Raw genomic sequence first — 11,315 nt, 5'->3', positions numbered from 1 at the left:
GTACGCTTCTGGAGCTTGAGCAGAGATGCTCAAGTCACCTCAAAACCCACTCCTGACAACCCCTTCGAGATGGCTTGGCCATCCTGGCCAAGGGCGATTCCGCAAACCTCGCCGCTCCCCCAAGACCTCGCCTGCCAACCGCCCCGACTCATGCACTCAGATGAAAAAGAAGAATCCCTGTCGCGATCGCCACATTCAGCGACTCCGCGTGCCCCTTGATCGGAATGTGAATTGGCTTGTCCGCCCGCTCCACAACTTCCGCCGGCAGACCCGCCGCCTCGTTGCCGACGATCAACGCAAACTGCCGAGCGGGCTCCACGTTGCGAAACGAAACACCGCCGCGCGCATCCGCCGCATACACCGGGACATTCGCCGATTGCAGGCGCGAAATCCATGAATCGATCGCCGCGTGAAAAACGGGCAGATGGAAAATCGCGCCCTGCGAAGCGCGCACAACCTTGCCGTTATAGATATCCGCCGTGCCGGGTCCGGCGATCACGCCGGCCAGACCTGCCGCCGAAGCCGTGCGGATCATCGTGCCGACGTTCCCTGGGTCCTGCACATTGTGCAGAAGCAGAAACCCGCCGGCCGTCGGATGCGGCGGCGACTCGTGAGAAAATCCGCAAACCGCAACCATGCCCTGCGGCGTTTCCGTCTCGGCGATTTCCTTCATGACGCGTTGCGTCACGCGAATCACGGGGATGTTGCCGGCAAGCCCTTCGGGCGGGGCAACGCCTTCGCTCAGGATCAATTCATGAATCGGCGCACCGCCGGCAATCGCTTCGGAAACAAGGTGCGGACCTTCGACGAGGAAACTCGCCGCTTCCGCGCGACCGTTCTTCGACTGCAAACGGCGCCACGCTTTAACCCGCGGGTTCTTTGGGGAATCGATCACCATCAGAAACGCTTTCCGAAGAATTCCCACTGCTTCTTCTCACCCAACTGGTGATGTCCCACCAGGCCCCAGAAGAAGCGCGTGTGGTGCTCTTCCGGACGATGCGGGCCGGTGTACTTCTCCGTGCTGAAGACAAGCAGGTTGTAAGCGCTGCGCTCCACACCCAGCCAATTCTTGTCGTACGTGTAAAGGTGCCCGACGACATGCGTGCGCGCCTCGCCCGTTTCGGTGTTCGCACGCTTCTCCCAGACTGTCCACAACGGAGCCCAGTTGCGATCGATGCCGTCCCACTTCGAGTAGAACCACAAGTGCAACACGCTGCGATACTCGTCGCCATTTTCCATCCGCCACTTGCGGAAGAACGGGAAGACGTACTTGCGCTGCTCCGTGTTCCCGTCGTTGTAACGTTTCACCTGGTTCGAGTAGAGCGGCATCAGGTACGTTCGATCGAACTCGTAGTCCTTGTAGCGATCGTAGTTCGTGCTGAAGAACGGCCACAGGATCGTCTTCTGATCCTTCCCCGTCATGTAGCGATGCACATAGAACGGGAAGAAGCCGCCGCCCTCCATGCCTTCCCTCTCCTGCCCCTGCGTCAGCGACAAATCCCGCGGGATATTCGTCGTCCACCGAATCAGGAACCACAGCAGACGATGTTCGCGAATGCCCGTGCGCAAATTATCGTTCTCGTTGTAGAGCGCCAACGCATACCCGCGCGTCTTGCGACCCTTCATGTCGAGCTTGCCGTAGAATGGGAAGATCATGTCGTACGAATAAGTCGGGCGGCGCACCTTGCCATAGAACGGCAGGAACAGCAGCACCTCTTCTTGACCGTCATTCTTCTGCGAGATGCGACCCTTTCGGTAGTGCCCGAGCGGCCACAGCCAGTATGCGCGCGTGAACTCGCCCTCGTGCTTCACACGCGAAAACAACGGCCACACGCGGAAGCCGTGCACCGCATCGTTATCGCTCTGGTACAGACTGAAGAATGGCCAGATGAGCGAGTAGATCTTGAACGGATCGTCGCCCTCGTGATCCCACGATTCGACAAACAACGGCCAAAGCAGAAAGCGCGTTCGATCGCTGTTGTAGTACCCGCGGAAATCCCCCGCCAGCGGCCAGACCGCCGTGAAGTTCTGAGGCCGATGCGGAAACAACGGAACTGTCAGTTTCGCATTCCGCGCGTACCACAAGAACGGAAAGACGATGAAGTACTTCCCGCCGCGTTCCGCCTGCTCACCCTCGAAGTACAAAGGGAACAGGTAACGCAACCAGTACGGCCCGGAGTCCGCCACGCCGCTGGCGCTGTACCACAATGGCAGCACCGTCAAACGCCGCCGGTCCTTCTCGCCCCACGCTTCCTTCTCGTACGACCAATCGACCAGCGGCCAAAGAAGATGAAACTCCCGCGACTCATTGAGCTTGTTCTTGTAGTAAGAGAAAATCGGATGAAACGCCGTCATCGACTCGGTCGACGAACTGATGCGATGACCGAACGGCCACGGCGCCCAGGTCTCGATACCCGGCGTCGTCGCCATGTCGTCCGCTTGCGAGAAAATCGGAAAAGCCTCGCCGCGCACAGACTGATGCAGGCCGCACAGAATCAGCAAGGCAAAGCCCAGCAGAATCCCAGCAGAACGGGGACGAGTAGCAGCGACTTTCATCACTCCTGACTCATCCTCTCTCGATCGTAACGTTCGAATCTTCGCCGTCGATCAGGTACGGGAACGTCATGATAAACGTCGTCCCGATGTTCTCTTCTGACTCGACGCGCATCGTGCCGCCCATATCTTCCACGACCTTCTTGCACATCGGCAGCCCGAGCCCCGTCCCGCTCGAGCCCTTCGTCGTGAAGAACGGCATGAAAACCTTCTCCAGCTTATCCTTCGAAATGCCGCAGCCATTGTCGCGAATCGTCAGGACAATCGTCTGATCCGCATCCTGTCGCAATTGCGTCTCGACCTTGATTTCGCCTTCCTGGTGCTTGATGGCTTCCATCGAGTTAACGATCAGATTCATCAACGTCCGGCTGAGCCCATTCTCGTCCAGCAGGCGCGGCGTGATCGCTTCGTCCAGATCCAACTCCAGCCGCACGCTCTTGCTGACCAACTGATCCTCAACCTCTTCCGCCGTCGAACAAATCAGTTCATTCAAGTCAACCTGCCGCAACTCCGGCTTCTTGTTGCTCGAGTACGCCAGCATATCGCGTACGAGCTTGCCGATCTTCGCGATACCGCGCTGCACGACGTCCCAGGAATCCTGTGCCGACTCCATGTCTTCCTTCGAGAGCGCGCGGTTCAGCAGTTCGCTGCCACCCTGCATCAGCAGCAGGATGTTCTTCACATTGTGACTGATGCCGGCCACGGTCTCGCCGACCGCCGCCAGGCGCTCGCGGTGCGCCGCTTCCTTCCGCATCCGCATGTTTTCGATCGCGACCGAAAGCTCCGACGCGATCATGGTCACGAACTCCAGGTCCTCGTTGCCGAACGTCCGCGACGTCGACTGCGAATCCAGATGCACAACGCCCATCACGTTGCCTTGCTGAATCATCGGAACGCAGATGGCGGAGCGAATTCGATTCATAATGATCGACTCGCTCGCATCGAAGCGCGCGTCGCTCTGCGCATCGCTGCTCAGCACGGCGACCTTTTGCTCCAGCACCTGCTCCAGAATTGTGCGCGAAATCGAAAGCTTTGGCGGGTTGATCGGCTGGTCGCGGTACTTCACCGCCGCGACATCCAGCTCCGTCACTTCCGGCGAGTATCGCGTCATGATCACACCGCGATCCGCCGACACCGCATCGAACAACAACTCCAGGCTGCGCTCGATCACCGCCTCTTCGCGATCGTTCGCCGACTCGCGCAACAGTTCCGACAGCCGGTACAGAGTCGAAAGCCGGTTGTTCAACCGCATCAACGTCGCGCGATCGGTCTTTTTGTCCGCCAGGCTCGTGTAGACCGAAGAACGATCGCGGATTTCGCTGATGTCTTCCTGCTTCAGAACCGACTGCGCCGTCGGGCGGGCGACGTCTTCGCGATCGTCCGTAATATCGACGATGCTCATGCCCTCGCGAGCACCCGAACTGGTAATCGAGGACGACGCCTCGTTCGTGAAAAGAAACTCCACCGCACCGAACGTCACCACATCGTTGTGGTGCAGCGTCATCTGCGTGATGCGCTCGCCATTCACGTACGTGCCGTTCGAAGAATTCAAGTCCTGGAGAATGAAGAAGTTGCCGCGCCGATCGATTCGGGCGTGAAAGCGCGAAATCGAATCCAGCCCGAGGACGATCGTATTCGTCGGATGCCGACCGATCGTGGCCGACTCCTCGATATCATACGCGTCCTTCACACCTTCGGCGCTGGAGCGAATCAGAATCTGTGCGGGCTGTTCGTTCTTGCTCACGGGCTGGCAACTCCCCTTCGGGGCTGAATACGGGTCAGGACTCGCCGCCGGCGAATTCCGGCTCCGGCCTCTGTTCCTCCGGCCGCAGAACCAGGTGTACGCGCTTCGAGTCTGTCACCGGGAACGGCATCATTTCCATTAGCAGATCCAGGCCCGGCCACAGGTAAACCGGGGCCCGAAAACGCTCCCGGCTGACCACTGTCTCGTAGCCTTCCTTCTCGGCCTTGAAATCATAGAACCAGTACCACGTGAAGGGCTGCTCCACGGGAGTCCGGCCGAGATGGATATCATTCATCGTAATATCGGCGCGAGGCGGGTCCGATGTCACCAGGACCTTAGACCGCACGCAGCCGGTCGTCGCCCCGAGAATCGCGACCAAAGCCAGCAACGCCAGTCGATTGAATCCGTTCTTCACCGCATCAACCTCACCATTTCACGGGCTTTCAGCTCCGAGGCAGTATGCGGGCCGGGAGTCCCTGGGTGTCAAGAAGACTGGGGCGCGCGCCATCCGGCGCCGCCTCCCCAGCCGGACCGAAGACGCCCCTAATCGCTGATCTTGTTCGTCAGATTGGGCAGAGACGACGCATCCCCGCGCTGCATGTAGCGTTTTTCGCCATCCCCCTGGGTCACATTCTCGTACACCCCGTCATCGCGCTTCACCAGCTTCGTGAACCCCAGGTTCTTCAGCTCCGTATTCGTCTTTGGCGTCGCGATCCCCACCGGAAAGATCAGCCGCTCGACCGGATGGCCGCACAACGGGCACTTCTCCAGCCGATCATCCTTGATCGACTGCTCCAACAGGAAATTGTCCGTGCATTCCGGGCCCTTCTCGCCCTTGTGCGCATACTCATAGATCGGCATCTCAGCGCGTCTCCTTCAGCGAATCACCCCCGTCAAGTAGCGCGAACCATACCCAAAGCGCAAGCCCACCCTGCCTTGGGACCGCCGGCTTCCAGCCGGCACCCCATCCGCCAATCTTCAAACTCGATCGTCCCCGTGACCACCGACTTGTCCACCGCAGCCTTGGCGAAGGCGGAAGGGGCAACGCCCCACCCCATACCAGCCCAGGGCGCAAGCCCTGGGCTCCCGACGTCCAAGCCCCGGAGCGCTGAAAGCGCGACCCACCGCCCGCACCGCAACGATGAGATTGGGACAAGCAGAACATCCTCGACACCTCCCCCACCATCTCCGGACAATCCGCCCACCTGAGCGGCGAGGAGAGACTCGGCAATGATCATCCGGACGGTAGGAAACGAAGTATTCGTCACGGCGCAGACCGTCCACGCCAAGGCCAGCGGGGAGCTCGCCGCGCGGCTGCGTCCCGAATTCTTCGATCCTGACACCCGTGCCGAAGCCATCCACGCCACAACGCACCACGATGACGGATGGCGCGAATGGGAGCAGAACCCCGACCGCCATCCCGACGGAACGCCACGCAACTTCACCGAGCTCGAAACCCCCTCGCACGTTGCCATCTGGCGCCGTGGCGTAAAGGAAGCCGTCGAGCAGATGCACCCGGCTGCCGCCGCCCTGATCGCCCGCCACGCCGCCCGGATCATCGAAGGCAAAGGCGAGAACAAGGACTTCATCGGCGAAGCCCTCGAAACCTCGGTTCACAAGGCCTGGCCTACCCTCGACCCCGCTGAACACACCCGCCGTCTCGAGACAAACTACGCCGTCCTCGCCACCTGCGATGTCCTGACGCTGATGGTCTGCGCCTCCTGGCCGGATCACGAGCTGGAGCTCTTCAACTCCGGCGGAACCCACAAAGTCGCTGTCCCGGCTCATCGAGACGGTGACTGGGATCTCCGCCTCGAGTTCTGGCCGTTCGAGGACGACGACATCGAAATCGGCATCCCGATGATCCGAGTCGATGCCCCGGCTAACTGGGATACCGTCCTTGCCGATGTCGCTGCCGACCGCTGGAACTGGACACAGCCCGTCCGCCTCCGCCCCGCCTGAGACACATTGTCGCGCCGATCCGCATCCATGCCCCCCAGCTACGGCTTCAAGCCTCGAAACGGAACCAAATAAGTACGATTTGCCAAGCCACACAAATTCAACTATCTACAGCCGAACCCACCCATCTTCTCGTCGAATCGCCCCTGCCGAGGCATGGGCCCTGCAACCTCTCCTCCTTGCACCTCAGAAACCCGACGACCCAAGGAGGTCACCATGAAACGCCTCTTACCATTGAGCCTTGTCCTCGTCCTGTCGGTCTTCTCCGCAGGATGCGAATTGCTGCTCATCGGCGGCGGAATCGCAGCCGGAGCTGGTGCAGTCGCCTACGTCGCGGGCGAAACGAAATCGCTCGAAGACGTCGAATTCGAGAAGGCACGCAAGGCCACCGACAAGGCGCTGACGCAACTGGGTTACGAAATCGAGCAGCGCGATGTCTCCTACGAGAAGGTCAAGGCCCAGCCGAGCGACGACGAAAGCCAAAACGATCTCCTCGGCCTCGGCGAAGACATTCTGGCAACCGCCACATTCACCGCCCGCGATGCCGACGACACGAAGGTCGTCGTCAAGCTGCAGAAGTTGTCGGAGACCCAGACGCGTTTGAATGTCCGCATCGGGACATTCGGCGACGAAACCCAATCGCGGAAGATTCTCGACCAGATTCGCAAGAATCTCTGACCCGAATCTCCTCTTTGACCAGCAATCTCTGCCGCCGGCCGGAAACCTTCCCCTTGGTTTCCGGCCGGCCTTTTGTGTAACTGGGCGTGGATTTTGATGGGACGGCTTCCCAGTCGAGCCCCACCCTTGTGTGGGGCTGCAAATCCCGCAATTTCGCACGATAAGGAACGTCATCCATGAAGTCTCTTGTTCGCGCCGCGCTGATCGGTCTCGTCGCCCTTTGGGCCGGCGCCATCGCAGCCCAGGATCCCGCGCCCGTAAACGGAACGATGGTCGAAACGATCCGACCAGACTGGGCTGGCAGTCTCTGGGATGACAGCCGCGCCGAGGTCGCCACCTACGAAGGCCACCGCATCATCTACAGCGAGGACCGTCCCCACGAGCTGCGCCTCATCACCGTCGCCGAGGACATCAACAAGGAATTCATGGTCAAAGCCGAATGGCCCTACGGCCAGAAGCCGCTTCTGCCGGCCCTGAAGCAGCTCCAGATTTCGTCCATCCCAACGCCCAATTATCCGTACAACTACCTGACGACGGTCTTCTATCAGCGCTCGAACATCAACAATGCCGTGAAGATGACGATCAGCAGCCAGGAATGGTGCGGCACGACCTTCAAGCAGTACGAGCTCTGGCGCGAAACCGCCGTGTTCTGGTACAGTTCCTACTGGGATGGCGAAGGCACCGGAAACACCCAACTGACCGACCACACCGCCAACACCTACTTCGAAGAAGAACTCCCGCTCCTCTTCCGCGCCCTGCCGTTCCGCGAGGGCCTCAAGACCGGCCTGATGCTCCAGCCCCCGCAGACCACCAATCGCGTGCAGATTCCCGAGCCCGTTCCCGCGGTGGCGATGGTCGACCACCCGAACGAGGACCTCACTGTTCCCGCCGGGACTTATGCCGCCGAAGAAGTCTGGCGCGTTTCCCTCGAGGCCCGCGACGGCCGCCGCGCGAACTTCTACATCGCCGACGACGACGCAAACACGCTGCTGGCCTTCGAATTCGACGACGGGCGCCGGTTTGAGCTGAAACACACCACCCGGCGTCAGTACTGGCGCATCGGAGGCTGAGGGCGCTAGATCATGGGCGATATCGGGATCGTACAGTGGTTGCCCTTTGCGATTCTGGGCTTCGTGCTCTCGGTCGGGTACGTCGTCATGCGCTTCATGCAGAGTCGCCAGAAAGGCGCGCGCCCCGTCCGCAAAAAGCGCGAGCGCCAGTCGGAACTCGAACGCGAACTCCAGGCGGAGATTGACGCGGCACGACAGCGTCAGGCAGGGACGAGTGCTGCCGTCTCCGAACCGGAAGGCCCCGGAGCGCTCGATTTGCCCGAAGAAGAGAAGGCTCGCCTGGCGCAGATTCGCCAACGCGTCGAATCCGCCGAAAACGCCGCCGGGCGCGAGGAGTAAACGGATGGGACTCACAAGAGTGGAAACGCGCACGGCCTGGATCGGCCTGTTGCTCCTTGCGGCACTGGTTGTTCTTCCCGGTTGGGCAGCCGCCGATCTGGGCATCAACTTCGGCAATGGCGATATTGAAGATGTCACCCCGCGCGAATTCCCCACAAAGGCCTGGCAGGATGCGACCGTCACCGTTCACAATAAAGACGTCGCCTCCTACTTCGAGGTCATCGTCTCCGGAAAGCCCTACGCCTGGTCCGTCACGCCGACCACGACCGAACGCCAACTGATCAATCGGGATGACACGGCGGAGTTCACACTCTCGCTTTACGCCCCCTACACGATGGGAGCCGCCGAGACCCTGACTCTGGAACTCTGGATCTACGACTACGACTTCGATTTCTACAGAAAGAAGGTCGGCACATACGCCTTCGAGGTCCAGGCCTTCGACAAACCGGGTGCCTTCCAACTTTGGTCGCCGGCCAGTGGCGCCGAGGGATTGGTCCAGCCGATTCACTTCACCTGGAACCAGAACTCCCCCATCGGGACGACCTACAGCCTGCGAATCTACGACAATGTCGGCGGAAATCCCTCCGTCGATCCTGTTTACACGCTCGATCAAGTGGATGTCGGCGACGCGAGCGTCTCCGCAGAAGACTACCGCATGAGTCGCGGCTCCTCGTATTTCTGGCACGTCATCGCCACGAATCCGTCCGGCTCCACCGAGAACACCGGTGGGAAATGGTACTATACAATGGCCGAGGCACCCGATCTCGGCGCCTTTGCGTTTACGTTACCGAATTCAGACGATTTGACGCTCTCGCAAACACCAACGTTCACTTGGCAGCCCTCGGCGAATGTCGTCGATTATCGATTCGAGATCTTCCCCGATGTGAATGGCGCACCGAAGGAACCCGGTTTGATCGACGTCGCCACCGACCAGACATCGTACACGGTTTCGTCGCCATTAGACCTGGGGAAATACTGGGTCCTCGTGACGGCCCGCAATGAATCTCACGAATTGCAAGTCACCGACGGCGTTCGTCCGTTTTATGTGTCAAACCTTGGTGACTTCACGCTCCTTCAACCGGAGGTCGACGCTACGGGTGTCGTCCGGCAACCCACCTTCACCTGGACCGCGGCCCAAAACGCACTCAGCTACACGCTCGAAGTCTACCGCGATGTCGATGGCTCACCACAGTTCCACCAATCGGAAATCACAACGCCGCCCACCACAACTCTCGACTGGCCGGATCCTCTCGCGCTCGGCGGGATCTACTGGTGGCAGATCAAGGCACACGGCGACCAGGGTTTCGAACGTATCAACAACGGTGGTCTTCGTCGATTCACCGTGCATCCTCTCGGCGAATTCGCCGTCATTTACCCGGCTGCAGAGCAGCACGGCGTTCTCACCATTCCAACATTTGAGTGGGAAGCCTCGGAAAACGCGACTGCCTATCGCGTGCAACTGACGCCTTCCCTGAACGGCGAGCCGGACCTGAACACCTTGTGGTATTCCGAACCGCTTCCCCCAACGCCAACGCAATGGCGAAGCGCCTTCGAACAGTTGCAAATGGACAGCGAGTACTTCTGGCGGGCCGTCGCGATCGACGCCACCGGAACGATGATTCGCATCAATGATGGAGACTGGACCCGATTCTACACCACATCGGTTTCGGACTTCACGCTACTGACCCCAGTCGATGGATCCACCGAAGTGAACTGGGAGATTTCCCTCAACTGGCAATATGTTGCGGACGCGACGAACTATCGCATCTACATCGAAGCCGTTGGATTCGGCATGCTGCCGGTGATCGAAACGCCCAATCAATCGACGACGTACCGACTGGACGGTGAACTTCACTTGAACGGCGAACGTGAGTACATCTGGAACGTCGAAGCCATCACCCCGACTGGAAATCGCTTTGCCCGGCGGGAGTATTCCTTCACAACGCGCCAGCGCGACGAGATGCAATCGACCGACGTGATCGCCGCACTTCTCGGCACCCAGATCCTCAGCGATCACGAACGCGATCTGGTCGAACCCGGCAGTGGCGTCGATGCCGCAACCTTCATCCGTATGGAGAACGCAGCTCGCCGCTGATTCAATGATCCTCTCAAGAAAGCAGAACGGCCGCCGAGAACCTCGGCGGCCGTTTCAATCAGGCATTCCAGTCGAAACACATCAGTCGCGCTGGCGGAAAGTCCCCACGATCTTGTAGGGGCACTTGGCCTCGCGCACTTTGCACGTCAGATAGGAACCGTGCATTGTCAGCGGCGCACCCACGATCACTTCCGTGCGGCCACTGGACGCATTGGTCATGCGGACGAAGCGGCGAAGATCGCAATTCTTGCCCTTCGCACCGGTCTTGAACATCACATCGTCGCCAGTCTTCAGTTCGGAAATGCTGTTCACCTGTTGGGCAAAAAGCCAAGTTCCATCCTGGAAGTGAGGCGCCAGCCCGCTGCCCTCGAGCAGGAACAACACGATGTCTTCCTTGTCCGTCAGCATGGTCGAAAAAGCCGGCGACAGGAAATTCGGGACAGGAAGTTCAAACTCTTCGAACTTCACAGAGCCGTTGGATGCATCGACACGACCCGCGAAGATAACGCCGGACTTGGCATCGGCGGCGCGACGAGAAGCCTTCTCCAAGACTCGTTTCAGTGAAGCGGGAGCGCCGTAATCGGCAGCGGCCTCTTTGACAGCGCCGGAATCGACGCCGGTGGGATCTTGGCTCACGCGCGTCAGTGCATCGGCGACGGGATCGTAATCCGGATGTGCGCGATCCAGGTCCCAACCGAGAGCTGTCAACACGCGCGACATTTGATCGATACGCGGATGGGCGCCCTTCAACCAACGGGACACGTAAGCGGGGTCGACTTTCAGAAACTCAGCCAACTGCGCCTGGTTGAAGCGACGTTCCTCCATACCTTTGCGGAGCGCACTGGAGAAGAAATTCATGTGTATGTACCTGCCGTTT

At 59.9% G+C, this 11,315-nt stretch carries 11 protein-coding genes; 5 read left to right on the top strand and 6 right to left on the bottom strand.

Going from position 1 to position 11,315, the window contains the following annotated elements; genetic code table 11:
• Positions 1-148 precede the first annotated feature (148 nt).
• From KQI84_16315 to KQI84_16295, 5 genes are all read right to left on the bottom strand, one after another.
• Complete coding sequence (locus KQI84_16315; protein MCB2156440.1) at positions 149-901, bottom strand: RNA methyltransferase; 753 nt, start codon at positions 899-901, stop codon at positions 149-151.
• On the bottom strand, positions 898-2,556 hold the full coding sequence (locus KQI84_16310) for a hypothetical protein (protein MCB2156439.1): 1,659 nt from the start codon (positions 2,554-2,556) through the stop codon (positions 898-900). The genes KQI84_16315 and KQI84_16310 overlap by 4 nt, the downstream gene beginning before the upstream one ends.
• 10 nt (positions 2,557-2,566) lie before the next feature.
• Positions 2,567-4,297: an FHA domain-containing protein gene (locus KQI84_16305; protein MCB2156438.1), complete on the bottom strand. Its 1,731-nt coding sequence runs from the start codon at positions 4,295-4,297 to the stop codon at positions 2,567-2,569.
• A 34-nt stretch (positions 4,298-4,331) separates the two neighbouring features.
• Positions 4,332-4,712 carry a PEGA domain-containing protein gene (locus KQI84_16300; protein ID MCB2156437.1) on the bottom strand — a complete coding sequence of 127 codons (381 nt, stop codon included), beginning with the start codon at positions 4,710-4,712 and terminating at the stop codon, positions 4,332-4,334.
• Between the two features lie 128 nt (positions 4,713-4,840).
• Entirely contained in the window at positions 4,841-5,158 is a 318-nt protein-coding gene (locus KQI84_16295) for a zinc ribbon domain-containing protein (protein ID MCB2156436.1), read from the bottom strand.
• A gap of 369 nt (positions 5,159-5,527) precedes the next feature.
• Between KQI84_16295 and KQI84_16290 the strand changes: the two genes are divergently transcribed.
• The 5 genes from KQI84_16290 to KQI84_16270 all read left to right on the top strand — a co-directional run bounded on the left by KQI84_16290 (position 5,528) and on the right by KQI84_16270 (position 10,438).
• A complete protein-coding gene (locus tag KQI84_16290; protein MCB2156435.1) occupies positions 5,528-6,259 on the top strand; it encodes a DUF3891 family protein in 732 nt (243 codons plus the stop codon).
• 213 nt (positions 6,260-6,472) lie between these two features.
• Positions 6,473-6,934 carry a DUF3568 domain-containing protein gene (locus tag KQI84_16285; protein MCB2156434.1) on the top strand — a complete coding sequence of 154 codons (462 nt, stop codon included), beginning with the start codon at positions 6,473-6,475 and terminating at the stop codon, positions 6,932-6,934.
• A gap of 176 nt (positions 6,935-7,110) precedes the next feature.
• Positions 7,111-8,004, top strand: coding sequence for a hypothetical protein (locus tag KQI84_16280; protein ID MCB2156433.1), 894 nt, complete (start codon positions 7,111-7,113; stop codon positions 8,002-8,004).
• 12 nt (positions 8,005-8,016) lie between these two features.
• A complete protein-coding gene (locus tag KQI84_16275) occupies positions 8,017-8,343 on the top strand; it encodes a hypothetical protein (GenBank protein ID MCB2156432.1) in 327 nt (108 codons plus the stop codon).
• 4 nt (positions 8,344-8,347) lie between these two features.
• Complete coding sequence (locus KQI84_16270; GenBank protein ID MCB2156431.1) at positions 8,348-10,438, top strand: hypothetical protein; 2,091 nt, start codon at positions 8,348-8,350, stop codon at positions 10,436-10,438.
• 81 nt (positions 10,439-10,519) lie between these two features.
• Here KQI84_16270 and KQI84_16265 read toward each other — a convergent pair whose 3' ends face one another.
• Positions 10,520-11,296, bottom strand: a complete 777-nt coding sequence (locus KQI84_16265) for a helix-turn-helix domain-containing protein (GenBank protein ID MCB2156430.1) — start codon at positions 11,294-11,296, stop codon at positions 10,520-10,522.
• Positions 11,297-11,315 lie beyond the last annotated feature (19 nt).

The sequence above is a fragment of the bacterium genome (genome assembly GCA_020444065.1).
Taxonomy (GTDB): domain Bacteria; phylum Sumerlaeota; class Sumerlaeia; order SLMS01; family JAHLLQ01; genus JAHLLQ01.
The sequence above is the reverse complement of the archived record's forward strand: the minus strand, read 5'-3'. Positions and strand labels throughout refer to the sequence as shown.

Excerpts from the sequence above, each read along its gene's own strand:
- KQI84_16310 (MCB2156439.1), bottom strand. The coding sequence starts at position 2,556 with ATGAAAGTCGCTGCTACTCGTCCCCGTTCTGCTGGGATTCTGCTGGGC.
- KQI84_16295 (MCB2156436.1), bottom strand. The coding sequence starts at position 5,158 with ATGCCGATCTATGAGTATGCGCACAAGGGCGAGAAGGGCCCGGAATGC.
- KQI84_16290 (MCB2156435.1), top strand. The coding sequence starts at position 5,528 with ATGATCATCCGGACGGTAGGAAACGAAGTATTCGTCACGGCGCAGACC.
- KQI84_16285 (MCB2156434.1), top strand. The coding sequence starts at position 6,473 with ATGAAACGCCTCTTACCATTGAGCCTTGTCCTCGTCCTGTCGGTCTTC.
- KQI84_16280 (MCB2156433.1), top strand. The coding sequence starts at position 7,111 with ATGAAGTCTCTTGTTCGCGCCGCGCTGATCGGTCTCGTCGCCCTTTGG.
- KQI84_16275 (MCB2156432.1), top strand. The coding sequence starts at position 8,017 with ATGGGCGATATCGGGATCGTACAGTGGTTGCCCTTTGCGATTCTGGGC.
- KQI84_16270 (MCB2156431.1), top strand. The coding sequence starts at position 8,348 with ATGGGACTCACAAGAGTGGAAACGCGCACGGCCTGGATCGGCCTGTTG.
- KQI84_16265 (MCB2156430.1), bottom strand. The coding sequence starts at position 11,296 with ATGAATTTCTTCTCCAGTGCGCTCCGCAAAGGTATGGAGGAACGTCGC.